General features: G+C 69.9%; 24 protein-coding genes and 2 pseudogenes. 13 read left to right on the top strand and 13 right to left on the bottom strand.

Features of this window, described 5'->3' with window-relative positions:
• Window positions 1-10: 10 nt before the first annotated feature.
• The 5 genes from OG413_RS42680 (at window position 11) to OG413_RS42660 (ending at window position 5201) form a co-directional block, all read left to right on the top strand.
• Entirely contained in the window at window positions 11-1051 is a 1041-nt protein-coding gene (locus OG413_RS42680; RefSeq protein ID WP_266815262.1) for an efflux RND transporter periplasmic adaptor subunit, read from the top strand.
• Entirely contained in the window at window positions 1048-1914 is an 867-nt protein-coding gene (locus OG413_RS42675) for an ABC transporter ATP-binding protein (RefSeq protein ID WP_266815260.1), read from the top strand. The genes OG413_RS42680 and OG413_RS42675 overlap by 4 nt, the downstream gene beginning before the upstream one ends.
• Window positions 1911-3146 (top strand): ABC transporter permease, encoded by a 1236-nt coding sequence (locus OG413_RS42670; protein ID WP_266815257.1) that lies wholly within the window; start codon window positions 1911-1913, stop codon window positions 3144-3146. The genes OG413_RS42675 and OG413_RS42670 overlap by 4 nt, the downstream gene beginning before the upstream one ends.
• A 1036-nt stretch (window positions 3147-4182) precedes the next feature.
• Window positions 4183-4881, top strand: a complete 699-nt coding sequence (locus OG413_RS42665; protein WP_266815255.1) for a hypothetical protein — start codon at window positions 4183-4185, stop codon at window positions 4879-4881.
• A complete protein-coding gene (locus OG413_RS42660; protein WP_266815253.1) occupies window positions 4791-5201 on the top strand; it encodes a hypothetical protein in 411 nt (136 codons plus the stop codon). The genes OG413_RS42665 and OG413_RS42660 overlap by 91 nt, the downstream gene beginning before the upstream one ends.
• A gap of 231 nt (window positions 5202-5432) precedes the next feature.
• Here OG413_RS42660 and OG413_RS42655 read toward each other — a convergent pair whose 3' ends face one another.
• Complete coding sequence (locus OG413_RS42655; RefSeq protein ID WP_266815251.1) at window positions 5433-6095, bottom strand: TMEM175 family protein; 663 nt, start codon at window positions 6093-6095, stop codon at window positions 5433-5435.
• Window positions 6096-6310: 215 nt separating this feature from the next.
• Between OG413_RS42655 and OG413_RS42650 the strand changes: the two genes are divergently transcribed.
• The 4 genes from OG413_RS42650 to OG413_RS42635 all read left to right on the top strand — a co-directional run bounded on the left by OG413_RS42650 (window position 6311) and on the right by OG413_RS42635 (window position 10765).
• On the top strand, window positions 6311-6562 hold the full coding sequence (locus tag OG413_RS42650; RefSeq protein WP_266815249.1) for a hypothetical protein: 252 nt from the start codon (window positions 6311-6313) through the stop codon (window positions 6560-6562).
• A gap of 138 nt (window positions 6563-6700) precedes the next feature.
• Window positions 6701-7147: a hypothetical protein gene (locus OG413_RS42645; protein ID WP_266815247.1), complete on the top strand. Its 447-nt coding sequence runs from the start codon at window positions 6701-6703 to the stop codon at window positions 7145-7147.
• Window positions 7148-7506: 359 nt separating this feature from the next.
• Window positions 7507-9339 (top strand): hypothetical protein, encoded by a 1833-nt coding sequence (locus OG413_RS42640; RefSeq protein ID WP_266815245.1) that lies wholly within the window; start codon window positions 7507-7509, stop codon window positions 9337-9339.
• 37 nt (window positions 9340-9376) lie between these two features.
• Window positions 9377-10765, top strand: coding sequence for a cytochrome P450 (locus OG413_RS42635; protein ID WP_266815243.1), 1389 nt, complete (start codon window positions 9377-9379; stop codon window positions 10763-10765).
• A gap of 195 nt (window positions 10766-10960) precedes the next feature.
• Here the strand turns inward: OG413_RS42635 and OG413_RS42630 are convergent, their stop codons facing one another.
• The 6 genes and pseudogenes from OG413_RS42630 to OG413_RS42605 all read right to left on the bottom strand — a co-directional run bounded on the left by OG413_RS42630 (window position 10961) and on the right by OG413_RS42605 (window position 13692).
• Window positions 10961-11131 (bottom strand): hypothetical protein, encoded by a 171-nt coding sequence (locus OG413_RS42630; protein ID WP_266815241.1) that lies wholly within the window; start codon window positions 11129-11131, stop codon window positions 10961-10963.
• Window positions 11132-11391: 260 nt separating this feature from the next.
• Window positions 11392-11757 carry a S24 family peptidase gene (locus OG413_RS42625; protein WP_266815239.1) on the bottom strand — a complete coding sequence of 122 codons (366 nt, stop codon included), beginning with the start codon at window positions 11755-11757 and terminating at the stop codon, window positions 11392-11394.
• Window positions 11758-11952: 195 nt separating this feature from the next.
• On the bottom strand, window positions 11953-12249 hold the full coding sequence (locus tag OG413_RS42620) for a hypothetical protein (protein ID WP_266815237.1): 297 nt from the start codon (window positions 12247-12249) through the stop codon (window positions 11953-11955).
• Window positions 12246-12425, bottom strand: coding sequence for a hypothetical protein (locus tag OG413_RS42615; RefSeq protein WP_266815235.1), 180 nt, complete (start codon window positions 12423-12425; stop codon window positions 12246-12248). The genes OG413_RS42620 and OG413_RS42615 overlap by 4 nt, the downstream gene beginning before the upstream one ends.
• Window positions 12422-12604 carry a hypothetical protein gene (locus tag OG413_RS42610; RefSeq protein WP_266815233.1) on the bottom strand — a complete coding sequence of 61 codons (183 nt, stop codon included), beginning with the start codon at window positions 12602-12604 and terminating at the stop codon, window positions 12422-12424. Before OG413_RS42610 ends, OG413_RS42615 begins: the two co-directional genes overlap by 4 nt.
• A gap of 289 nt (window positions 12605-12893) precedes the next feature.
• A pseudogene (locus OG413_RS42605) lies at window positions 12894-13692 on the bottom strand (helix-turn-helix domain-containing protein).
• Window positions 13693-13812: 120 nt separating this feature from the next.
• Between OG413_RS42605 and OG413_RS42600 the strand changes: the two are divergent.
• The 3 genes from OG413_RS42600 (at window position 13813) to OG413_RS42590 (ending at window position 16963) form a co-directional block, all read left to right on the top strand.
• Window positions 13813-14343 carry a flavoprotein gene (locus tag OG413_RS42600; protein WP_266815231.1) on the top strand — a complete coding sequence of 177 codons (531 nt, stop codon included), beginning with the start codon at window positions 13813-13815 and terminating at the stop codon, window positions 14341-14343.
• A gap of 50 nt (window positions 14344-14393) precedes the next feature.
• Entirely contained in the window at window positions 14394-14525 is a 132-nt protein-coding gene (locus OG413_RS42595; protein ID WP_266815229.1) for a hypothetical protein, read from the top strand.
• 797 nt (window positions 14526-15322) lie between these two features.
• Window positions 15323-16963: an APC family permease gene (locus tag OG413_RS42590; RefSeq protein WP_266815227.1), complete on the top strand. Its 1641-nt coding sequence runs from the start codon at window positions 15323-15325 to the stop codon at window positions 16961-16963.
• A gap of 240 nt (window positions 16964-17203) precedes the next feature.
• Here OG413_RS42590 and OG413_RS47065 read toward each other — a convergent pair whose 3' ends face one another.
• The 4 genes and pseudogenes from OG413_RS47065 to OG413_RS42565 form a co-directional block, all read right to left on the bottom strand.
• Window positions 17204-17944, bottom strand: a complete 741-nt coding sequence (locus OG413_RS47065) for a hypothetical protein (RefSeq protein WP_323138035.1) — start codon at window positions 17942-17944, stop codon at window positions 17204-17206.
• Window positions 17887-18414 carry a hypothetical protein gene (locus tag OG413_RS42575; RefSeq protein ID WP_266815225.1) on the bottom strand — a complete coding sequence of 176 codons (528 nt, stop codon included), beginning with the start codon at window positions 18412-18414 and terminating at the stop codon, window positions 17887-17889. Before OG413_RS42575 ends, OG413_RS47065 begins: the two co-directional genes overlap by 58 nt.
• 241 nt (window positions 18415-18655) lie before the next feature.
• Window positions 18656-19102 carry an SRPBCC family protein gene (locus tag OG413_RS42570; RefSeq protein WP_266815223.1) on the bottom strand — a complete coding sequence of 149 codons (447 nt, stop codon included), beginning with the start codon at window positions 19100-19102 and terminating at the stop codon, window positions 18656-18658.
• Between the two features lie 352 nt (window positions 19103-19454).
• Window positions 19455-20376, bottom strand: a pseudogene (locus OG413_RS42565) (AraC family transcriptional regulator).
• Window positions 20377-20456: 80 nt separating this feature from the next.
• Between OG413_RS42565 and OG413_RS42560 the strand changes: the two are divergent.
• The gene (locus tag OG413_RS42560; protein ID WP_266815221.1) at window positions 20457-21296 is read left to right on the top strand and encodes an NAD(P)H-binding protein; all 840 of its coding nucleotides are present in this window, start codon (window positions 20457-20459) and stop codon (window positions 21294-21296) included.
• A 155-nt stretch (window positions 21297-21451) separates the two neighbouring features.
• Here OG413_RS42560 and OG413_RS42555 read toward each other — a convergent pair whose 3' ends face one another.
• Window positions 21452-21841 carry a hypothetical protein gene (locus OG413_RS42555; protein WP_266815220.1) on the bottom strand — a complete coding sequence of 130 codons (390 nt, stop codon included), beginning with the start codon at window positions 21839-21841 and terminating at the stop codon, window positions 21452-21454.
• 254 nt (window positions 21842-22095) lie between these two features.
• The gene (locus OG413_RS42550) at window positions 22096-22935 is read right to left on the bottom strand and encodes an SDR family oxidoreductase (protein WP_266815218.1); all 840 of its coding nucleotides are present in this window, start codon (window positions 22933-22935) and stop codon (window positions 22096-22098) included.
• Between the last annotated feature and the right edge of the window lie 27 nt (window positions 22936-22962).

The following is a 22962-nucleotide window of genomic DNA, read 5'->3' as shown; positions in this document are numbered from 1 at the left end:
CGGACGGGCCATGGCGGCCGCTGCGGCATTGCTCGCCGTGGCGGCCGGGTCACTGGCTCTCACCCAGTTCGGCTCCGCCGAGGAGACGGGCGGCCCGAAGAACACCGGGCTGCCCCCGGCCACCGTCCCGGTCGCGCGCGGCGACCTGCGTGACAGCGCCCAGGCGGACGGGACGCTCGGCTACGACAAGCAGCGCAAGGTCAACGCGGGCGTGGCAGGCACCATGACCTGGACCCCGCGCACCGGCTCGAACGTCAAGCGGAACGAGCGGCTGTACGAGGTCGACGGCCGGGCCGTGCGGCTGATGTACGGCTCGGGGCCGATGTACCGGACGCTGAAGCCCGGCGACCGGGGCCGGGACGTGGAGCAGCTGGAGCGCAATCTCGCGGAGCTCGGCTACACCGGTTTCACCCCGGACGACGAGTACACGAAGCTGACCGCCGCCGCCGTCAAACGCTGGCAGAAGTCCCACGACAGCAAGCGGACCGGAACGGTGGGGCCGCAGGACATCGCCTTCGCCCCGGGGAAGGTCCGGATCAAGAGCGTCGAGGCGGCCGTCGGCGAACTGGTCCAGCCCGGCGCTCCGGTCCTCACCACGACCGGCTCCGAGCGCATCGTGACGTTCGAGCTCGACGTCGCCGAGAGCGAGCTCGCCAAGGCGGGCACCAAGGTCACCGTCGATCTGCCGGACGGCAACAGCGCGGCCGGGGCGGTCTCCTCGGTCGGCCGGACGGCGAAGCCCGGCGACGACCCGCAGGACAACAGCCCCAAGGTCACCCTGACCGTCTCCTTCGACAAGCCGGACGAGGTCGGCGGCTTCGACCAGTCGCCGGTCACGGTGAACCTGACCGGCGAGCTGCGCAAGGACGTCCTCAGCGTCCCGGTGAACGCGCTGCTCGCGCTGCCCGGCGGGGGCTTCGGCCTCCAGGTCGTCCGGGGCGGCACGGTCCGCGACGTGAAGGTCGAGCTCGGCATGTTCGCCGAGGGCCGGGTCGAGGTGTCCGGCGGCGGGCTGCGCGAGGGCATGAAGGTCGGGGTGCCGAAGATATGAGCACGGTCGTCGGCCTCAGGGGCGTCACCAAGGAGTACCCGGGCCCGGTCGCCGCCCTGCGCGGGGTGGACCTCACCGTCGAGGAGGGCGAACTCCTCGGCATCGTCGGCCCGTCCGGCTCCGGCAAGTCCACGCTGCTGCACATCATCGGCACCCTGGACCGCCCCAGCGCCGGGTCCGTCCACATCGCGGGGCACGAAGTGGCGGCGCTCTCCGACCGCAGGCTCTCCGCGCTGCGTGCCCAGCACGTCGGCTTCGTCTTCCAGGCGTTCCATCTGGTACCGGGTGTCAGTGCCCGCGACAACGTCGCGGAGGGCCTGCTGTACTCGGGTCTCTCCCGTGCCGTACGCCGCCGCAGGGCCGCCGACGCGCTGGAACGGGTCGGGCTCGCCGACCGTCTCGACCACAAGCCGCACCAGCTCTCCGGTGGACAGAAACAGCGGGTCGCCATCGCGCGGGCCGTCGTGGGGGAACCCGCGCTGCTGCTGGCCGACGAACCGACCGGGGCGCTCGACTCGGCGTCCGGGGAAGCGGTGATGAAGCTGCTGCGCGACCTCAACCGGGAGGGCGCCACCATCGCGGTCATCACGCACGACACCGAGATCGCCCGGGACCTGCCGCGCGAGGTGCGCATCCGGGACGGCCAGGTGGTCGCGGACGTGCGCAATCCGCCCACGGGCGTACGCGAACCGTCCACGGGCGTACGCGATCCGTCCACGGGCGTACGCGAACCGTCCGAGGATGGGCGCGATCCGTCCACGGGCGTACGCGATCCATCCACGGGGATGCCGGATCCGTCCGCGGATGGGCGCGATGGATCCGGGAACGGCCGCTCCCCCGCCGCGACGGGAGCGGACCAGTGAGGGCGCGGCGCGCGGACCGCGACGCCGACGGCCGGGGCCCGGGGCGGCTGAAGGCGGCCCGGCTCCGCCCCCGGGACGTGCTGCACGTCGGCTCGGCGGGCCTGCGCAGCCGGCCGATGCGGGTCGTGCTCTCCGCCCTCGGTATCGCCATCGGCATCGCGACGATGATCTCGGTGGTGGGCATCTCCGCCTCCAGCCAGGCCCAGCTGCTCCGGGAGCTCGACAAGCTGGGCACCAACCTGCTCGTTGCCTCCCCCGGCGATTCGATGTTCGCCGGGCAGGACGTCCAACTGCCCGAGGACGCGGTCGGGATGGTGGGCCGGATCAAGGGCGTCCACGAGGTGGGCGCGACCGCCGACCTCGACGCGACCGCACGCCGCAACGAGAAGATCGACAAGGACGATACGGGCGGGATCACCGTCAAGGCGACCACCGGCGACCTGCTGCGGGTGCTGCGCGGCGAGGTCCGCAGCGGCAGCTGGCTCAACAACGCGACCGGACGCTACCCCGCTGTCGTGCTCGGCCATATCTCCGCGGAGCGTCTCGGCATCACCGCTCCGGGCCGTCAGGTGTGGATGGGCGACCGGTACTTCACCGTGGTCGGAATCCTCGCCCCGCTGCCGCTCGCGCCGGAGATCGAGCGGTCCGCACTGGTCGGCTGGGAAGGTGCGAAGCGTCTGCTGGGCTTCGAGGGGCACCCGACCTCGGTGTACGAGCGCTCGGCCGACGCGGCGGTGCAGGACGTGCGCAAGGTGATGGCGGCGACGGTCGACCCGCAGAATCCGCAGAACGTGAAGGTCACCGACCCGTCGTCGGCGCTCCGGGCGAAGGCGGCGACCGAGGGGGCGTTCAGCAGCCTGCTGCTGGGCCTGGGCGGCATCGCGCTGCTCGTCGGAGGCGTCGGGGTCGCCAACACCATGATCATCTCGGTGCTGGAGCGGCGCTACGAGATCGGGCTGCGCCGCTCGCTCGGCGCGACCCGGGGCCAGATCCGCATCCAGTTCGTCACGGAGTCGCTGATGCTCTCCGGCCTGGGCGGCCTGGCGGGCGTGGCGCTCGGCGCGGCGGCGACCGGGGTGTACGCGTACTCCGGCGGGCTGCCCTGGGTGGTGCCGCCGTGGGCGGTCGGCGGCGGCTTCGGCGCGACGCTGGTGATCGGCACGATCGCGGGCCTCTACCCGGCGGTGCGGGCGTCCCGTCTCTCACCGACGCTGGCGCTGCACGCGGCGTGAGGACGGGCCCCGGCCGGGGGGCGGTGCCGGGCTCCACAACGGGGCCCAACACCGCCCCCGGCCGGGCCCCGTCGCCAACGGCCGCTTCGTCACTTGCGGCCGCTTCGTCACCTGCGGCAGGTCGACCGCCCTCGCGCCCCCGGGCCGCCAGGACCCCGGATGGCGCCGGCCCCGCACCAGCAGCCCGCTTGACGAAGCGAAAGCTGATTTTGCTGAGATGGCTGTCTGCGTGCTGCAGGAATTCACCAATCCAATCCAATCCGGGGCCGGTTGGCAGCCCGGGTGAAGAGAACGGACGCGAAGCCCACGCAGAGCAGCAGCGGCAGCGGCGCGGCGCCGAAGCCGGGCGCCAGTCCGGCCGGCGCCTGGAGCAGCCCGAATGCCGGCGCGGCACCCCCGTTACCCGCAGCGCCCACCCCGAGCACTTCACCATCGACCCGACCCAGGCATGACGTGATGCTGTCTACTCTGCTCCGTCGCTGTTCAAGGCCGTGAGTACGTGATCCAACTCGTTCGGCATCACAGCAACGAGAAGGGCCCCCTCGGGAGAGGCGCACTCAACGATCCTGGACCCACCGTTGATCTTCACCGCTTCGCGCAGCGAGGGTGAACGCACGCTGACCCGCCGCAACCCATCCGGAAGGGATACTGCCGCACCGGCCTTGGTCCGGGGCTCCCAGGCCATCCCGGAGGGGCCTATCAACAGCCGCCCACGGAGCCACCGCCCCTCAATCGAAGGATGCCGGAGCAGGCAGGGAACCTTGATCACATTTCCCTGAGCGGCACTGTCCGCACGTTGCTCCAGTTTGCGGCGGACGAGCCACGCCGTCAGCCCTGCCGCTGCCAGGGCAACCACCAGTTCGATCACTGGAGCATTCAAGCAGCCCTGAACCTGAGTGCCCAGCCGCGGACCCGCCCGCCTTCGTGGACCTCCGGCAGTGCCGGCAGGACCGGGCACGCCGGAGAAGCGTGCCCGGTCCGCCCAGCGTCCTTTCCGGAACCACCCCGGAACGGAACGTACAGAAGGCTCGTCCCCATGCCCACACAGCACGACCGCACGGTGCCGCCGACGAACGGGAGCCCGCAACGCGGCTCCACCACCACGACATTCCGTGTCCTGCGGCGGCACCGGGGCGTGCTGACGGGAGCGGCCGTACGCCTCGTCGGCCTGGCCGGGCTGGCCGGGCTGGCCGGGCTGCTGATGACAGCTGCGATTTTCGCGCTCGCCTGGCCCGTCTTCACCCGTATGCGGAACCAACGCATCTGGTACCACCACGTCGAGGACCCCTACCTGCACGACGGCACCGACCTGGCATTGGTCGCCCTCTGCACGCTCCCGCTCTTCCTGCTTCTCCTCGGCACCGGCAGCGCGGCCCTGCAGACGGTGTGCTCACGGGCGGTCGCGGCGGAGTCTCGCGTGCCATCGCAAGGAGAGTCGTCACGCGCCGTGGTCCCCGCGCGGCCGCGACCGGTGCTCGCCGTGTACACGCTGCGCGGCCTGATCGTATGGCCCCTGCCGCTGCTCGTCGCAGCCGTGGCGAACTCTCTCACCGGCTACCAGCTCGACACCCCGGAGCCCTTGGAACGCGGATCCTGGCCCTACACACTCGTCGCGGCCTCCCCGCGGCTGCCGGATTCGTCGCCGTGCTGCTGCGCCTCGCCCTCACCCTCGCCCCAGCCGCCGCGGCCGATGGCCTCAGCCCCCGCGCGGCCCTGCGCCGTTGCTGGTCGCTGACGTGGACTCGCGCCGGAGCGGCCCGCGTCCTCGCCCTCGCGCTGCCGCTGGCCGCGCTCACCGCAGGGATGGTCCGGCTGGTGGTGGAGCTCGCCCTGCCGCTGCGGCCCCTCGTACGAGCCCACCTCGAACAGGCCACGGGTATTTTCTTCGCCGCGTACTACGCAGGCATCCTCGCCCCCGTCATCGTCGGCATCCTGGTCACCGCAGCCGTGATCCTCCCCGTCACGTGCACGGCCTTCGCGGCCGTCCACGACCAGCTGCGGCCGCCCCGTACCTCTCCCCGACGTGCCGGGGACACAGCGGGCTCCACCGCCTGACCCGGACCGTGGTGCTGTGCTCTGACATCTGTGCCCCACGGGGCGACCGACCCGACGACATGCGAGGGGACCGGACCCGCCCGTGAAATGACGCGAGGTGCGGCCCACGAACACCACGCCCCGGACCGTCGGCCCGTCCCGGACCATCGACCCCTCCCGTCCCGGCCCGTCACATGCCAAGCCGGGTCCCGCGCACTCCGGTGCCCGGACAGCGCGCTCGTCGAACCTGGGTCATGGGCGAGGGCTGTCGGCGGTGTTCCGGCGGGACTGACGCCGTCCGCGCCTGGCGAGCGCCATTCTGATGGGGATCAGCGCCAGCCAGGTCCAGATGGCCGCGGTGGTCGAGACGTAGGCGATCGGCACCGTGGCCGCGAAGACCAGGGCCGTGGTGCTCAGGTCGGTGACGACGTTGAAGCCGCCGTGGCCGGAGGTGGTAACGCGGCGGTGGGGACGGTACCCGGAGGCGATCAGCGCGGCCAGTTGCAGCAGGTTGATGATGACCATGGTGGTTGCGTAGACAGCGACCGCCAGGGGTTGCGAGGCGTACTCGGACAACATGGTGGTGGGGAAGGGGACCAGCGCGATGACTCCCAGGCCGGCGAGTGTGAGCCGCATGCACAGCCCCTCCGCCCGGCGCGTCAACTGCAGGATCCGGCGGTGGTCGCGCCAGATCCCGGCGAGGATGGCGAAGCTCAAGGCGTAGGCGCCGATCTTGGGCAGCAGGTCATGCGCCATGTGGCGGAAATCTGCCGGGTCCAGGCCGGCGGTGACGTGAATGTCGAGCACCAGCAGCGTCATGGAGATGGCGAAGATTCCGTCGGACAGGGCGGTCAGCCGGTCCAGACTCTTCTCGTCCGCCTTGTCAGCTCTACCAGGTCCAGCGTGAACCGTCATTGCTGCAGGCTTCTTCATCGCACCCGCGTGGGCAAGCCGAACCGCGTGGGGCGGGCCGGCCTTCCCCCCATCGCGGACCGGAAGCCGGACGTCGGCCTCGTCCTCACTCCGGAGGGATTTCCTGGGCCACCTGACGGCACGTCGCACGTGAAGGAACATCACATGGGGCACCGCGGCGACCGCATCGGCCCGCAGGATCACGGCCAGGGCGCGGAGTGACCTACCGGCTCCACTTTTCCCCGGACATCTTCGACACGTACAAGCAGCTCCCCGGGTTTGCCCGCCGGGACCTCGCTCTCGTCCTGGTCGACGCGCAGGAGAACCCGCTCGATCGTTCCGAGCCGTACGGTCAGGACGACGGCATCATCCGTACCGTCGCCCAGGGCCACGTCACCGCGGTCATCCACCTCGGCCACGACACCCGCACGCTCACCGTGCCGGCCATCGCGTACGCCGGGCCCGCCTGACCCTTCGTAACCCGTAACCCGTAACCCGTAACCCGTCACGCGCGTTCCGTTCCTCGTCGCTCGCGCCGGGACCGCCTCTTCGAGTGAGAAATCGGCGTGAGCAGGGTGCGAGGTCCGTGCGGGCAGCACAGTGGCCGCATGACCATCGAAGTCGACGCCGTCGTCGAAGAGCTGCCTTCCCGCCGCCGGCCTCTGCCCGAAGGCGTCCGGATCGCCAGGCAGTTGCTGGCCGGTGTCGGGAACTACCAGAGGCGGCGAGCCATCATCCTTCTCGGCCACTGCCAGGACGGGTACTGGCTGTGCCGGTTCAGCCGCGACCCCGCCCTGGCCGGAATCCTTGAGCCGGCCGAACACCCGGCGTCGATGGACTGGGATCAGATCGTGGAACTGCTCCGCACACCGGAGGTGCTCAAGGACGACGACCTGGAGCCCGGCGCCCTGGACCCCCGTCTCGCCCTCCTTGAGATCGCCGCGTCCCTCGGCACAGGCCGCCCCGTCGACCTGTGCCGAGCCGCGTCTGTCCTGCCGGCCTCGGAATGGCGGGACCTCCTCGGGCGGATCGAGCCCGCCGCCGACTTCGCCTAGCCGGCCCGGCCGGGTGCAGGCGGTTTCCCTCCAGCCGATGAGCCGTCATTTCACGCTCCCTCATCTCCCACGACGACTGCCCGCGATCGGAATTTCTCATCGAGTGGCGGATGGAGCCACGACACTTCTGGAAGGTGACCATGAGGGGCAAAGAAGAAGCGGCGCGGGTGCGGGCGGATCGGTTCCCTGACCCGCTTGATCGGTTCCCTGACCCGCTTGTGGTCCGGCAGCGGCGTGGTCCGGTGCCGGACAGCCTCGCGCGGCTGGCTGACGGCCTCGCCGATCAGCCGTGCCGGCAGAGGCTGGCGCGGCTGACCATGGGACCGCCCGGGCACCCCGGCCTGGATGGGGCACAGGTCGTGACCGCCACCGGTTACCGGCCGTACGAGTCAACGAGGATCCCCGGCTCGCCGGACGGCGACCGTCTCTGCGCGGAGTTCATGGACGCGCTGTTCAGCCACGAGGTCGCCAAGAGCATTCAGGAGAGCGGCCCGATGGCGATCCTGGCCGCCACGGAAGCCGTCCGGCAGATCCTGGCCGGCCCCGGCAACCCCGTGGGGGACCGGCTGGCCGCGCTCGCCGCCGCCATTCCCGCCAAGGGCGGTGAGGCCGGGCCGATCATCGCCGAGTACATGGCGCGGCACGCCACGGACGCCACCCAGGCCGCGTTGATGGCGGTTCGTGACTACTGGGGCAGCATCAACACGTTCTGGCTGCCGCGGGGAACCGGTGAGTTCCTGGACCTGTTCGGCGCCGTGTTCATCCTCGCCAGCGCCATCGACTACGCCGGCGCCTCCGACGACTCCGGGGCGGGCGGCCGGGACCTGCACATCAAGGCCGCCGCGGAGGGGGCCGTTGCCGTGGCAGGGCGCGCCGCCGACCTCGCGCTCCAGGAGACCGTCCTGACGTGTGGGGTAATGCTCGCCAAGGACGCCCTGCGAGATCTTTCCGTCCCGCTCCCCGACCCGCACCGGTACCTGGCCGACGCGGGCGGTGCGCCGACCCCCCACGAGTACATGTGGGCCCGGTGGTGGGACGCGGCCATGCTGCCCTATTTCCGTCTGGGTTTCGGCTCACCGCCCTACCGGACGCTCGACGACGACGGCGCCGGAACCTTCGACGCCTCTTTCCGCTGCCACCGGATCCGCCGGGCGATCGACAATTCCTACCGCTACAACGAGATCATCGGCATCCTCACCGACTACGCCCACGGGGAAACCTGCAACGAGGCGCTGCTGGCCGTCGCCGCAGGAGGACTCCGGGCACTCAGCGGCTACGCCACCGCGTGCGCCCGCGTCGTCGATGACGTCCTGGCCTGCGACTGTGGAGAAGACGGGCACGAGGAGGTGGCCGAGACGGCCATGGGCGCGCTCGCCTGGTACGTCGTGACCCCCCGCTACGACGTCCGCGCGCAGCTGCACGCGCTGTCCACCACCGGAGGCGACTGTCAGCGGGCGTTCTCCCTGAGCACGGAAAAGCCCCAGCTCGGATCGATCGCGCGGACCAGGCTGGCTGACGGAGACATGCTCCACGGCCTCGGATGGGAACCGCTGTGGTACGAAGACGACACACCTGAAACACGCTGGGTCGATCAACTCGCCGAACGGGCCGCACGACGCGTCGTCACCGCGGGCACCAGCACCGCCACCGCCACGGCCTGTGCCACGGCAGCACACAAGGCCATCAGCGCCTGTGTCACGGCCACGCCCGACGAGCTGCCACAACTGGCGCCCCTGTGGCGTGAGCTGTTCCTGACCGCTGCCGCCCTCCCCACCGGCACCACCGCCGTCGCCCTCACCGCCTCCGCCTCCGCCTCCGCCTCCGCAACCACCGACACCCCCGCCGCTCACGATGTCGTCACCCGACTCGCCGACCTGACGGCCCGCATCTGGGAGCACACCATCGCCGGCCCCGGAGTCGCCCCCACCCCGCCCGGCAACGCCGACACCGTCCTGTCGATCGACACCTACCACGCGGTCTGGGACAGCTACTCCCTGCCTCCCCGGCAGGGAATCCCCATCCGCCGCGCATTCATCGGCACGCTGGCAAGCAGCATGGAACTCAGCGGAATCGGCCCGTGCGCCCGGCTCATCGACGGAATCGTCTCCGCCCTGACGCCGCAGGATCAGGACCAGGATCAGGACCACGACCAGGGCCGGGACCACGCCCCCGTCCGACCTCTCCGACCGTGACCGAGAAGGACGCCAACTGTCGTACGGAGGAGGCGCGATGAGCGAGACCACACCTGAGGTCGGAACCCGGAGAGCATCGGGAGCACGGGTGAGAGACCTGCGGCTGATCCCCCCGGCCCCCCGCGCGTGGCCTCTGATAGGCCACCTGGTGCCATTGGTACGGGACCCGTTGGCCCTTTTGAGGTCGCTGCCCGCCCACGGACCACTGGTCCGCGTCCATATGGGCCCCGTGCCACTGGTCGTGATCTGTGATCCGGAACTGACCCGTCAGGCCTTGGTCGACGACCGACTCTTCGACAAGGGCGGCCCGGTGTTCGACCGCTTCCGTGACGTCCTGGGTGACGGCCTCAGCAGCTGTCCGCACCCTGCCCACCGCAGGTTGCGCCGACTGGCCCAGCCTGCCTTCCATCCCGACCGGCTCCCGGGCTACGCACGAACCATGACCGCCTGCACCGAGAAGGTGACCGGTTCCTGGGTGCCGGGCCAGACCCTGGCCGTGCCCACCGAGATGATGTCGATCAGCTCCCGGACCACGGCCGCCACCCTGTTCTCCAACTCCCTGCCCGCGGGCGAGCTCGGACAGCTCATCGACGACGTCAAGACCATCGCGGGCGGGCTCTTCCGGCGCATGCTCCTCGTCCCGCCGCTGGACCGGCTCCCCACTCCGGACAACCGTGCCTATCTGCGTGCACACACACGCCTACGTCACACCTGTGACCTGATCATCGCCGAACGGCGCGCCGATCGCACCGACCACGGCGACCTGCTCTCGGCCCTGGTTGCAGCCCGCGACCTCGAAGACGGCGGCCGCGGGATGACGGACGCGGAAATCAGCGACACGATCCTCACCGTCTTCCTGGCCGGTACGGAGACGACGGCCAGCACCCTGGCCTGGGCGCTGGACCTATTGGCCCGCCACCCCGGGATCGAACAGCGGCTGCACACCGAGGTCGACACCGTCCTGCGCGGAACCCCGGCCTCCCCAGCCGATCTGCCCCGCCTGGAACTGACCGAACGCATCATCACCGAGACCCTCCGCCTGTACCCCTCGGCCTGGTTCCTCACCCGCACAGTCACCCATGACACCCACCTCGGCGGGTACGCGCTCCCCGCCGGCACCAACGTCGCCTACAGCCCCTACCTCATCCACCACCGCCCCGATCTCCACACCGATCCCGAAACCTTCGACCCCGACCGCTGGGATCCCGAGCGCCCCCAGCCTCCCCGCAACGCCTTCCTCCCCTTCGCCACCGGCGCCCGCAAGTGCATCGGCGACACCTTCGCGATGACCGAGGCCACCCTCGCCCTCGCCACCATCACCGCCCGCTGGAGCCTGAAACACCTGCCCGGCCGGCAACAGGTCCGCCCCGTCCTGGGAGCGTCATTCGGACCGGGCAGACTCCGGATGCGGGCAACACCCCGGTAGCGGTAACGGAGTTCGGTTTCCACAAGGACGGCCGGAATCAGGAGGACAGAACGACCGGTCGAGGATCAATGGACACGCACACGAAGCTCCTGGTGGACAGGGTCGTCTTGTTCAGGACCCGTCTGCCAGGAGACTCGTCGTTCCGGGCACCGCAGCACTGTCCATGTCCCGACGCTTCCGCCAGGTTCGCAAGGATCAGTCGCGGAACATGGCCTCTTGTCCATCGATATAGGTCAGGACAGGCCTGATCACTTCCCCTGCACCCACCGGTTGCAGCTCGATGGCCATTTCTTTGACTGCCGCGATGGCGTTGACCTTGCCCTCGGGAAACCCCGACCTCCTGGCCTCGGCCTGGGCCTCGAACAAGCTGCGGACGCGTTCCCAAGCCTCCCCGGGATGGAATCGGGCGATCGTCCATGGCTGGTCGCCGGACGGTGACGAAAGCGAACCGATGAGACCATCGGCGCATCTGACCCACCACACGACCTCTTCAGGTCACCACGGAGCCCGTGCCCCTGCGGACCATCCGCAGTACCCGCCGGCCCTCGTCGTCATCGATCTCGCGAACGCGCACACGTTCTGCCACCCGCACGGCTTGGCGGCCCGATGCCGCTGGAGCGTCAGGTTCAGGAGGAGTCGTCGGAGTCGGCCGCGAGCGTCTTGCCTTCGATCCCTGACCGGGTGACGCCGTCGACTGCCACACAGATACCAAAGACACGATCGTGGCTGGTCCAGCCATTGATGCGGCCACGATTATTGCTGATCTGCACCCGCTTCCTGGCGGGGTCCACGGACGACACCACGTGCAAGTAGACCGTCCCGGCGACACGGGCGAGGACGATGTCCCCGACCTCCAACTTCGACGGGTCGACCGGAGCAACGACCACTTGCTGCCGACTGCGTATCAGCGGGACCATCGAGGAGCCGCTGGGCCGGAACGCCAAGGTGGCCCCGCCAGCAACCCTGCCTGCCACTGCATCCAATGCACCCATCCAGCGATCGTGGCAGATTCCCCTGCATCACCCCACCGATTTACTCCTCCGTCTCCACAGGCGAGGCGAACGTGGCCTTCTGCGGCACTCGCACCCCTCGAAAGCGGTCGATGACCGGGCAACCGCGCAGGGCGGCCCGTTGGTTGAGCTGACGGACAGGTGAAGCTCCTGGCGGATGGGCCACGACGGTTCCGATCAGGCGGTGTGGCAGGAACACGCGCAGCCGGGGCGCCGGCATGCGGTGTGGCCGTCGGACAGATGCGGCTGGTCGGCGGCTGCCCGGCAAGGGGCGCTGCGGGTGTCGGTGCGGGCCGCCTCGACCAGGGCGAGCGCCTCGTCCATCCGGGACTCCACAGCTGCCGCGGTCTTCAGTTCGGCGTCCGTGATGGGGTTGCCGTGCCACAGGAGCGTGACCCCGTGTTCGGGGCACCGGGTCATGCCGTCGGTCTCGATCGCGAAGTCGTGGACGCCTCCGCTGTGGTGGCACTTCACTCGTCGTCCCTCCGGGCGCGGTGCGGGGTGGTGGTCTGGTTGTTCGGCCATTCCCTGTGGTCGCTGGGGGCGCGCCAGTCGTAGTGGGGGCCTGTGTGGCCGGGGGGCTGGGTGCAGCGGGCGTACGTGTCGGGGCGCTCGGCCCAGCAGTACCCGTAGCCGATGGGCGCGTTCATCGGCGCACCTTCCGCCAGGCGCGGCCGAGCCGTACGGCGGTCGCGCACTGTGCCCCCGTACGGCAGGCATCGCACGCCAGGGTATGCCCGAGGTACGCCAGATACGCGTGGTACGGAGGCTGGTGCGCGGTCCGCTGCTGCGTCGGCGCCTTCACCGGGCCGCCCTCCGTCCAGAGCACGCCAGCGCGTCCACGCACTCACGGGGAACCAGGAGAACGCTGCACCGGTGGTGGGGGTGACTCGCTGTTCGCCGAGGTCGACCCCCAGGTCGGTGCCGAGCGGTACACGGCACCACACGCAATGCCAACCGCGCTGCTGCTGTTCCGACAGTGCGCGGACTGGCGGTAGATACTTCCCGGTCATCGTGGTCCCCGGCTCGTCGCTGATCAGGTGAGACCAGCGTGACGGGCAGGGAAGGGCTCAACGCTCACGAATCTGTGAGCGTTGGCGGGTCAGCGAGTGAGTGTCCTACAGGCCGATCCACGCGGCCATGTGGCCAAGGGTGTCCGGCGTACGGCGGGAGAGGTGCACGAGTCCAGTGATCGTCTCCCTGGCACCGGGGTGGTAGCGGGTCTGCTCGGGCGCCGTGTGGCGGGCGTCGATGATGCTGCCGAGGGCGGCTTCGGTCCGGCCGGTCTCCATCTCGGAGCGCGCCCGGTCAATACTGACGGATGGCGCCCAGGCAGGGGTCAGAGGCCCGATGGGCTGCCCAGTCCATGCGATCCAGGGCAACGCTCGACAGGTCGTAGTAGCCAAGCTTCACGGCAATGTCGTGGGCGGTCCGGTACGTCGAGGCGAGAGCCTGCCACAGCTCCGTCGACGGATTGCGCCACGCTGCGGTGGTCAGCTCGGAGATGGTGGCAGGCAGGAGCCGGGCAGCGTTCCGCAGGCGCGTTGCTCGCACCTGGGCGCAGAGGTCTCCGGCGCTCGCGATCAGCTGCTCGGCCGGCCGGTCGGGAACTGTGTCGTCGGCTCCGAGGTCGTACAGGTCGAGGGCTTCACGGATGGGGCGTACCAGTTCGGCGAGGCGGTCCTGCTGCAATTCGGTCACGTAGGGCTGTCCCGTCAGCACGGTGACGTCGATCCGGAGGGCCCGGGCCACAGCCGCCACGAAGTCCAGGTTGGCCGGCTTCGCGCCGCACTCGACTTGATTGAGGAGGCTGTACGAGTACGGAAGCAGGCCCGCGAGCTGCCGTTGGGTCAGTCTGGCGAGTTTCCGCTGCTCTCTGATCCGGGCACCTGTGTGGTCGTCGTCCAGTCTGGGCACACTGGTCTCCGTTCCTGACTCGTCATCCGGAACGGTACCCGCGCGACTGCGCGCTGGATCCTGCGTCGCCCCCCAAACCCCCCGGTTCGGGGGCGGTTGCCTGTGTGGTCGACTGACTGCATGAGAACTCTGTACCTGTTCGGCTCGGCTGCCCCGCCTGTCTTCGAAGTTGCCGAAGTCGTCGAGAACGCTCAGGCCCGAGGGTGGGATGTATGCCTGGGGTTGACGCCCACGGCCGCCCGATGGCTGGAGGCAGATCTGCCGAGCCTGGAACAGCTGACCGGACACCCGGTGCGGTCGGAATACAAGCGGCCCGGAGAGCCGGACGTCTGGCCGACGGCGAATGCGATCCTGACCACTCCGGCCACGTTCAACACCATCAACTCGTGGGCTTTGGGCCTGACGTCCAGCTTCGTCGTGGGGGTCCTCGCGGAGGGCATCGGGAAGCGGATCCCCCTCGTGGCAATGCCCTGCGTGAACGCCGCCTACGTACAGCACCCGGCCTTCGACCGGTCGGTGGGGACACTGCGCGGTGCCGGGGTGACGGTGCTGTACGGCGAGGGCGGCTTCGTGCCCAACCAGCCCGGAGAGCGGCGACCCTACCCCTGGCACCTGGCCCTGGACGCAGTGACGACAGCCGCCGGAGACTGATCGCACTGGAGCGCACGGCCTGGGGTGAGCGGCAGGAAAGCCGCCCCACCGTGGCAACGGCGGCAGCCGCCGTACAGCAGGCCATCGCCGACCAGGCACAGGCCACCGGTCAGGGCCGGTACCAGGTCGAGGCGGCGCTGAAGAAGGCCGTACGGCACCCCGAGCCCCCAGCCGACCCCTGACCCCTGACCCCTGACGCACGAAAAGGCCCCCCTTCGCCCGAGGACGAAGGAGGCAACCCCGCAGCGCGGGGACCACGCTGTGTGTGACGTCCAGCGCGACGTGATCCGGGGACCATCCCCGCAGTGCGGGGACCATCTCTGCGCGATGGGAATTGCCTCCACGGCCTGCGGGCCACCCCCGCGCGGGCGGGGAACACAGTTCCTGAGCTGCGGCTTTGCGCGCCCCGGCCATGTGGATCCGCGACTTCATCGGCTCGGAGAACTCGCCTGTGAGAGTACGCGGGGCCCGGAACGAGAGGCCCCACCCCGACGGGGGAGACGGTGTGGGCACGGGCATTCTGGCATGTCGTGGGAGCAGACCACGATAGATGCGGAGAACTCGCCCAGCGGCCGGCCTGATGGCATGGCGAATGTTCCGACAGCCGTTGTGCCCCGAGGTCGGCCTCCACCAGTTCGTGACAGGCAGTGAGAAGAACGCCGCCCCGGGGAAGGGCTCGTACATCGGCGGCGCGGGCGGCTTCGACAGGCCGTCCGGCTTGCCCCGAGCCTTTGGGCCGGGTACGAAGTCCCGGTGGAGGTCGGAAGCAGCGTACCCCCGGGGACTCCGCAGCGTCGTGGCCGCTCCGACCCGGTGACGGCCGCTCCGACCCGGTGGCAGACGCTCCGCGCGACTCGTTCAGCGCAACTCCTCCCCGCGCCGGAGTGGCCGGCCGGACACCGGGATAGGGAGGAAGGGACCTGCGGATGCGCGAGGCACGCTTCGCGTCCCGTCCTCACCGGAGCGAGGGGGCATGCGGATGCCGACGTCTGCCGGACCTGGGGGTTCCGGAAATCAGGGCCTCAAGCGGGACATCGGGCTGATCGGCCTCATCTGGACCTCCGAAGGGTCCATCATCGGATCCGGATGGCTGTTCGGTGCGCTGTTCGCGGCACAGGCGGCCGGTACGGCCGCCCTCATCTCCTGGGGCATCGGGGCTCTCGCCATCGTCATCCTGGCCTTCGTCCATGCTGAACTCGGGGCCATGTACCCGGTCGCGGGCGGCACCGCGCGCTTCCCGCACTACGCCTTCGGCAGCGTGGCCGGGGCCTCCTTCGGCTGGTTCTCCTGGCTGCAGGCCGTCGCCACAGCGCCGATCGAGGTAATGGCGTCGCTGAACTACCTCAGTGTCCACGCCCAGTGGGTCCAGACGGAGAAGAACCATCTGACCGCCGCGGGGTACGGGCTGGCCGTTGCCTTCATGGCCTTCTTCGTCCTCGTCAACTTCTTCGGCATCAGATGGCTCGCCCACACCAACAGCGTGGCCACCTGGTGGAAGATCGCCATCCCCGTCCTCACCATCATCGTCCTGGCGGCGACCTCTTTCGACAGCAGCAACTTCGGTCACCAGGGCTTCGCCCCGTTCGGCGTCCAGGGCGTACTCTCCGCCGTCAGCACCGGCGGCATCATCTTCGCGCTCCTCGGATTCGAGCAGGCCGACCAGTTGGCGGGAGAGAGCCGCAACCCGGCACGGGACATCCCGCGAGCGGTCATCGGCTCGATCCTCGTCGGTGCTCTCGTCTATCTGGCGCTCCAAGTGGTCTTCATCGCGGCTCTGCCGCAGAGCGCGTTCGCCCATGGCTGGGCCAACCTGACCTTCGTCGACAAGGCGGGGCCGTTCGCCGGCCTCGCCCTGTCCGCCGGGGTCGGGTGGCTCGCCACGCTGATCTACATCGACGCGGTCGTCTCACCGACCGGCACCGGCCTGATCTATACGACCGCCGCCTCCAGGGTCTCGTACGGTCTCTCCCGCAACGGCTATGTGCCCGCCGTCTTCGAGCGGACCACCGCACGCGGAGTTCCCTGGTTCGGTCTGTTCTTCGCCTTCGCCGTCGGGCTCATCATCTTCCTGCCGTTCCCCACCTGGCAGAAGCTGGTGGGTTTCGTCACCTCCGCGAGCGTGCTGATGTACGCGGGCGCGCCACTCGCCTTGGGGTGTCTGCGCAGACAGGACCCGGACCGGCATCGTCCCTACCGTCTTCCGGGCGGCATGTTCTGGGCTCCTGTCGCCTTCATCGTCTCCAGCATGATCATTTACTGGGCGGGCTGGGACACCCTGTGGCGGCTCGGTCTGGCGATCGTGCTCGGCTATCTGCTGCTGGGCGGCTCGGCACTGCTCGGGCTCAACCCGAAGGTCCCGCATCTGGACTGGCGGTCCGCGCAGTGGCTGCCTGTATATCTGGTGGGCATGGGCCTGATCTCCTGGCAGGGCGGTTACTGCAGCGGCGGGCCCGCCTCGTCGGTGTCCTGCGGCGCGACCGGCGTCCTTCCCCTGTGGTGGGACATGGTGATCATCGCCGCGTTCAGCCTGCTGATCTACTACTGGGCGCAGTCCGTCCGGCTTTCGGACGAGGAAGCCCAGGAGTACATCGGATCGATGGACGTGCTTCCCGGCCGCTGACGGCGACGCATCACCTGCCACGCTTGGCAGCTCTCTACCTGGGGTAACGGGCTGCCCCGCGATTGGTCATGAGGCGTGTTGGCTCGGGGAATCGGCTGGTGGGTGATTCAGCAGGCCGTCGTGCGGACGGGCCTGATGTGGCATGGCCGCGCGGACCTCTTTGATCTTCACAACCCGGACAACTCGCGCGGCCCCTATGCCGCCTGACGTGACCAAGGTCAATCGCGAGGCGGCCCGTGACTACGTCAGGACGAGAGGCACGGTGATGGTGAGGTGTCCGTCGGTGGTCGGCAGGGCGGCGGCAGGAGCGTTCATACGAGCCGCCAGGTGTCCGATCACCCGGCCGGTCAGTTCCTCGTCCCACTCCGCTGTACCTTCCGGCGGCAGGCGCATCTCCTCCCTGGCAGGTGGGTTGTCACCGAGATAGCGCGCGGTATCCATGTTGACGACCCAACAGGCCAGTGCGATCTTCACCTGCCCGGGTGCCGCCCACTGCGCCCGGATGTGGGCGCACATGGTGAAGCCGTCCCCGCCGGAGGTGACCGTCGTGGAGAACGACCCGCCACGGGGGTACTGCCGTACCAGCTTGAGTACTGCTGGTTCCACAACGGCTCGCGCCATAGGTTCCGTATACACCGTCTGCCCCCTGTCGAGCCCGGCCTTCAGCATCCCAGACGGAGCCTGTGACGGACAGATCGGCTGCCGTCCCGACCGTTTCACCGAGACGACCGCGGTGAGGCCGTCGTCGAACCGGTCAGGTCCAAGTCCGGTGTCGATCCTCGTCAGCGGTTGCCGCTCTTGTACGAAGGTGTTGACCGCTGCCGCCACTCCCTCTCGGAAGCCCACCACATGCGGCCCCCCGCCGGGGGTGGGCACGCAGTTCGCGAAGCTCTGGATGCCGCCCGTGAAGGTGTGGCTCCACATCAGGGCGACCTCGACGGACCCGGCGATCCGCGGATCCTCATGCTCGAAACCGAGCACGCCCGTCCCATCGGATGCCCCGGCCCGCGCCGCGATGAAGGCGACGAAGTCCTCGGCACCGAGGCCGCGGTCGAGGAAGGCCAGTGTTCTGAAGTGCTCTGCCAGCGTGTCGAACTGCCAAAAAGGCCCGCCCCCACGGATCGGCGGCCGCCGCGCCGCGGCCCGGGGTACATCCGGGTCAGCAGCTCTTCGAGGCTGGGGTCGCCGGTGTGCCCGGCGGCCTCGACCGGAGTCCCCGGCCCGTCGATGGCGACCCGCACGCAGCCGTCGGATTCCAGCGCGATGTCGACGCGGTCGGCGCGACCGGCGAGGACCTCGTTCACCGCCCAGTCGGAGACCTCGAACACCTGGTGGTGCAGCGCGCGCTCACTGGTCGATCCCACGTACACCCCTGGTCGTTTCCGGATGGCCTCCCGACCCTCCCACACCTGAATGCGGGCGGCGGCGTACGGGTTCGCGGCGTCCCTCATGAAGTCCCCCTCCGATGGGTGTCCTGCGGAACCCCCAGCCTAGGAGGATGGACGGAAAACACCAGGTCAGAGGGCGTTTATCGAGGGCGCGGACGGTCGGGTGACGGCCTGCCGGGAGTCGAACGGCCGAGGGTCGCGCATGGTCGTCGAAGGGCGCCCCGGGTCCCGTGAACCCGCGACCGAGCCCATTTCCGGCAGCCTTGAGGCCCCCGATTCCGTCCCGGCTGTTCCGCAAGGTGCCTCAGGTGTCTCCGCTGTGCTCGCGCCGCGCGATCCGGGCCAGCTTCGTCAGCATCATTCCGTTGCGGATCGCGACGAGGTAGTCCACGGGAAGTCCGTGCATCCGGGTGCCGGGGCCCCGGAGGGGGTGCCAGTCGAGTGTGAGCAGGGTGTTCTCGCCCCAGGGGATCAAGTTCATGGCGATGCGGGCCGCGCCGAACGGATCTGCCTTCGCTTCCAGCTCAAGACGGTGTCGCGGTTCGCAGATGCGGACGACGCAGGTGTCGTCGATGGTCAGGGGACCGGCACCGACCCGGACCTTCAGACGGGCGCCTGCTTCTGGCCAGTGCGCGTCCGCGGCGAGGACCTGCTGAGTACCCGTCACCCACTCCCCGTATCGGTGGCCGTCGGACAGCAGGTCCCAGACCTCGGACGGCGTGCTCAGGATCAGTCGGCAGTTCCGGGCCACGCTGATCAGGCTCCTTCCGGGGGCGAGGGGATATGAAGGATGCTGCCGGTCACTGACCTCTCCGCGACAGGGCCGTCCGTCGGAACATGCTCCGGGCGTCCCACCTCCGCACCGGGCTGCCGGTCCCGCCCACGGGCTTGGCCTCCAGATTCGTACCGAACCCACCACCTCCACAATTCGACAGGCCCAAACGGGGCCCCGGGGCAATGACCGAAGGTGGGTCCCTACCGCGAACTCATGCGGCCCCGGCTGTCCCGGCAGTCCACCCGCTGCCCTCCTCGCACGGAACGGGTCATCATCCTGCGCAGCCTCGCCGCGAGCGCAACCGGCACCACCCCGCACAGCTCGTCCCTCATTGCTCAAGTCCGGCGGGCGTGGCGGTGATGCGGTGCTCGGTCGGGGTGATGCCGCGGAGGCGCTTGAAGGCGACGCTGAGCGCGAAGGTGTCGGCGTAGCCGACTTTCCGGGCGATCGAGCCGACCGTGGCCCTGGTCTCGCGCAGCAGGTCGGCCGCCAAGTCGACGCGCCACGTGGTGAGGTAGGTCATCGGTGGTTCGCCGACCTGCGCGGTGAAGCGGCGGGCCAGCGCGGCGCGGGACACCCCCGCCCCGGCCGCCAGGCTCGCCACGGTCCATGGGTGGGCCGGATCGTCGTGAAGAAGCCGCAGGGCGTGGCCCACGACCCGGGTCGTCCATTGAGCGATACCACGGTGGCGCGTGCGCCTCGGGTCCGTCCAGCCAGGTCCGCAGCGTGGAGAGGAGCATCAGGTCCAGCAATCGGTCACGCATCACCTGCTGCCCGGGCCGGTCCGTGGCGATCTCCTCGACCATCAGATCGAGCAATGGGCGGTGACAGTCGGCGTCGCGGATCACAAGGATGTCGGGAAGTGCTCGGAGCAGGCGCTCACTGATCTCACCGCGGCCCGTGCAGGCGCCGCTGAGCAGCAGGGCTGAGCCGTCCGGGCCGTCGACGGCCCCGCCTTGGTCGGTACGTGAGCAGTAGTCGACGCTGTGGACCACTGCTCGCGGTGAGGTGGTCGGATCGTCGGCGACCGTGTACGGCGCCCGGCCGGAGATGATCGCGATGTCTCCCGTACCGACCGGCACCGGTTCGCCCTCGGCGGGGACGATCCACGCCCGGCCGCGCAGCATTGTGGCCAGTGTCAGAGGTGAGCCGACGGCGAACCGCAGGGACCACGGCCCGCTCAAGGTCGTCTGCCGGAACAGGGCACCCCGCGCCCTCACCCCGTCCAGCAGTTCGGAGAGGACATCTATACCCCCACCGTAGACGTACAGACATCGAAGCGAGCTTGACAGCCATGGATCGTCTCGCAAGACGCGTCTTGACTGGCCTCATGACCAAGCATCCGATTCTGATGACCGGTGGTACGGGCAAGTCCGGCAGCCGGGTCGTATCCCGGCTGAGGGCACAAGGGGTCCCGGTCCGCGTGGCCTCGCGCTCCGGTGATCCTGCCTTCGACTGGCTCGACCGCACCACCTGGGACTCCGCGCTGGAGGGCGTGCGGGCGCTGTACCTCGTGCCGGTCAACGGGCACCTCCTCACCCGCCCGTTCGTCGAACGCGCCGTACAGCTGGGTGTCGAGCGCGTCGTGCTGCTCTCAGGGCGCGGCGTGGATGTGCCGGGATACTCCGGAGAAGCCAACCTCGCCGGTGCCACCCACGTGGACGGTGAGAGCGCGGTGCGGGACAGCGGCATCACATGGACGGTCCTGCGACCGGCCTGGTTCGCACAGAACTTCAGCGAGGGGATCTTCCGGGACGCGGTTCTCGCCGGTGAGCTGAGACTGCCCGCCGGGGAAGGCGCGGCCTCCTTCATCGACGCCGAGGACATCGCCGCGGTCGCGGTCGCGGCACTCACCGAGGACGGCCACGCCGCGCAGACGTACGAACTCTCCGGCCCCCGGGCCCTGACCCTCGCCGAGGCCGTCGCCGAAATCTCCGGGGCGACCCGCCGCCGCATCCGCTATGTCCCGCTCTCCCCCGGTGGGTTCGTCGCCGAACTCACCGGGCAGGGGTGGCCGGCCGCCGAGGCGGAGGACTATGCCGAGGCGGTGAGCCCGATCCGGCGAGGCATGGACAGCCAAGTCTCCGACGGAGTACGGCGCGCACTGGGCCGTACGCCACGCGACTTCAGCGACTACGTCCGAGCGGCCGTGAGAATGTGGCACGCCTGAACCCACCGCCTCGTCCCGCGGCGCACTCCTCTGCTCACACCGCAAGCCCTCATGTGGTGCCGGGCTCAACCTCGCCACACAGTTGGCGCGGCATGGCTGCGCGGTGCGGCAGATTGTTCCGGACGGCGGGTCAGGTCCTCGCTCTCCCTCGTCGGTCAACTCCCTTCCATGAGCGCGAGGTAGTCGTCACGACGGATCAGATGTGCGCCGACGGCCGGGGTGAGGTCCACGACCAGCCGCGCGCCGACACCCGAGGCCGTGGCGTCGGGGGTGAGGTAGCCGACGGTGCGCAGCTCGCCGACCGCCTTGCGGAAGGCCTCGCGGCCCTCGGCGGCCCCGCGCTGGTTGCGGGTGAGGGAGGCCAGCTCGTTGATCGTGGGTTCCTGCCCCGAGGGGTAGCCGGTGGCGAGTTCGGCGAGGACGCCGCGGGCGCGCCAGGTCAGTCGCATGTCCCGCATCGCCTGCGCGAAGAGGGCCGGATCGTGGACGGGCGGGGTGGAAGGGACGGGCCACCGCGGAGGGGCGGTGGTGTCGCTGATGTCCATCGGGTGCGGCTCCTTCGGTGGTTCTTCCGGTGAGGGCGTGCCGGGTACGGCCTTCGCCTTCATCGAGGACGACGTCGTCCATGTTCTCGCGGTACGTGTCCTGTTATAGAGGCTGTGAGCGGTGAGCCGCAGTTGGACCCGTGAGGTCGCTGCGGCTCTTGAGCTCTGGCCGGTGGTGGGCGGCAGCGCTACGGGGCAGCCCCGTGCGGCCGTAGTCGCACGGGGCTGCCCAGGCGCTTCAGCTGAGTCGTGTCTCAGCGAAAGGCGGCGATGTTCCGGGCGACCCAGTCGCTGAAGGGGCGCGGGGCGCGGCCGAGCACTCGTTCCACGTCCGGGCTGATCCCCAGTTCGGCCGGGTTCGGAGCGGCGATGATGTCCAGGGTGTCGTCGGCGAGCTCCGGCGGCACGAACTGGGTCATCGCGGCCTTGGCCTCCTCGCGGGTGAGTTCGTGGAACCGCACCGGCGAGCCGAGCGCGGCGGCGATGGCCTCCGCCTGCTGACGCGGCGTGATCACCTCGGGCCCGGTCAGCTCGAAGACTCCCCCGGTGTGCCGCTCGTCGAGCAGGCAGGCCGCCGCGACCTCGGCGATGTCCACCGGGTCGACGACCGGAACCCCGACGTCACCGAAGGGTGCGGCGACCGTCCCTTGCGTGCGGACGGACTCCGCCCAGGCCAGGGCGTTGGAGGCGAAGCCGCCCGGTCGCAGGACGGCCCAGTCCGGGCCGGCCTCCCTCAACGCGTCCTCCACCGCGCGCATCGCGATCCGCGACGGGCCGATCGGCCTGGTCGCCACGCCCTGCGAAGACAGCAGGACGATCCGGCGCACCCCACTGGCCGCGGCCAGGTCGATGATGTCGGTCGGCCTGGCTCCGGGGGCGTGCAGGTCGCCGGACAACAGGAGGAACAGCGCCTTCGCCCCGTCCAACACGGGCGTGAGGCTTGTCAGCTCGGCCAGGTCGGCCGCCGCGTGCCGGACTCCGTCCGGCACCGCCGCCGCGTGCCGTGACACCGCCGTCACCTGCTCGCCCGCCTCGGCCAGGGCCTGCGTCAAAGGCCGGCCCACATTCCCGGTAGCCCCGGTCACCACAATCATGTTCAGCTCCTGATCCGTTGTGCACTG

It is taken from the genome of Streptomyces sp. NBC_01433, from assembly GCF_026340105.1.
Classification (GTDB): domain Bacteria; phylum Actinomycetota; class Actinomycetes; order Streptomycetales; family Streptomycetaceae; genus Streptomyces.
The sequence above is the reverse complement of the archived record's forward strand: the minus strand, read 5'-3'. Positions and strand labels throughout refer to the sequence as shown.

Excerpts from the sequence above, each read along its gene's own strand:
- OG413_RS42680 (WP_266815262.1), top strand. The coding sequence starts at position 11 with ATGGCGGCCGCTGCGGCATTGCTCGCCGTGGCGGCCGGGTCACTGGCT.
- OG413_RS42675 (WP_266815260.1), top strand. The coding sequence starts at position 1,048 with ATGAGCACGGTCGTCGGCCTCAGGGGCGTCACCAAGGAGTACCCGGGC.
- OG413_RS42665 (WP_266815255.1), top strand. The coding sequence starts at position 4,183 with ATGCCCACACAGCACGACCGCACGGTGCCGCCGACGAACGGGAGCCCG.
- OG413_RS42655 (WP_266815251.1), bottom strand. The coding sequence starts at position 6,095 with ATGACGGTTCACGCTGGACCTGGTAGAGCTGACAAGGCGGACGAGAAG.
- OG413_RS42645 (WP_266815247.1), top strand. The coding sequence starts at position 6,701 with ATGACCATCGAAGTCGACGCCGTCGTCGAAGAGCTGCCTTCCCGCCGC.
- OG413_RS42635 (WP_266815243.1), top strand. The coding sequence starts at position 9,377 with ATGAGCGAGACCACACCTGAGGTCGGAACCCGGAGAGCATCGGGAGCA.
- OG413_RS42625 (WP_266815239.1), bottom strand. The coding sequence starts at position 11,757 with ATGGGTGCATTGGATGCAGTGGCAGGCAGGGTTGCTGGCGGGGCCACC.
- OG413_RS42615 (WP_266815235.1), bottom strand. The coding sequence starts at position 12,425 with ATGAACGCGCCCATCGGCTACGGGTACTGCTGGGCCGAGCGCCCCGAC.
- OG413_RS42600 (WP_266815231.1), top strand. The coding sequence starts at position 13,813 with ATGAGAACTCTGTACCTGTTCGGCTCGGCTGCCCCGCCTGTCTTCGAA.
- OG413_RS42590 (WP_266815227.1), top strand. The coding sequence starts at position 15,323 with ATGCCGACGTCTGCCGGACCTGGGGGTTCCGGAAATCAGGGCCTCAAG.
- OG413_RS42575 (WP_266815225.1), bottom strand. The coding sequence starts at position 18,414 with ATGAGGGACGCCGCGAACCCGTACGCCGCCGCCCGCATTCAGGTGTGG.
- OG413_RS42560 (WP_266815221.1), top strand. The coding sequence starts at position 20,457 with ATGACCAAGCATCCGATTCTGATGACCGGTGGTACGGGCAAGTCCGGC.
- OG413_RS42555 (WP_266815220.1), bottom strand. The coding sequence starts at position 21,841 with ATGGACATCAGCGACACCACCGCCCCTCCGCGGTGGCCCGTCCCTTCC.
- OG413_RS42550 (WP_266815218.1), bottom strand. The coding sequence starts at position 22,935 with ATGATTGTGGTGACCGGGGCTACCGGGAATGTGGGCCGGCCTTTGACG.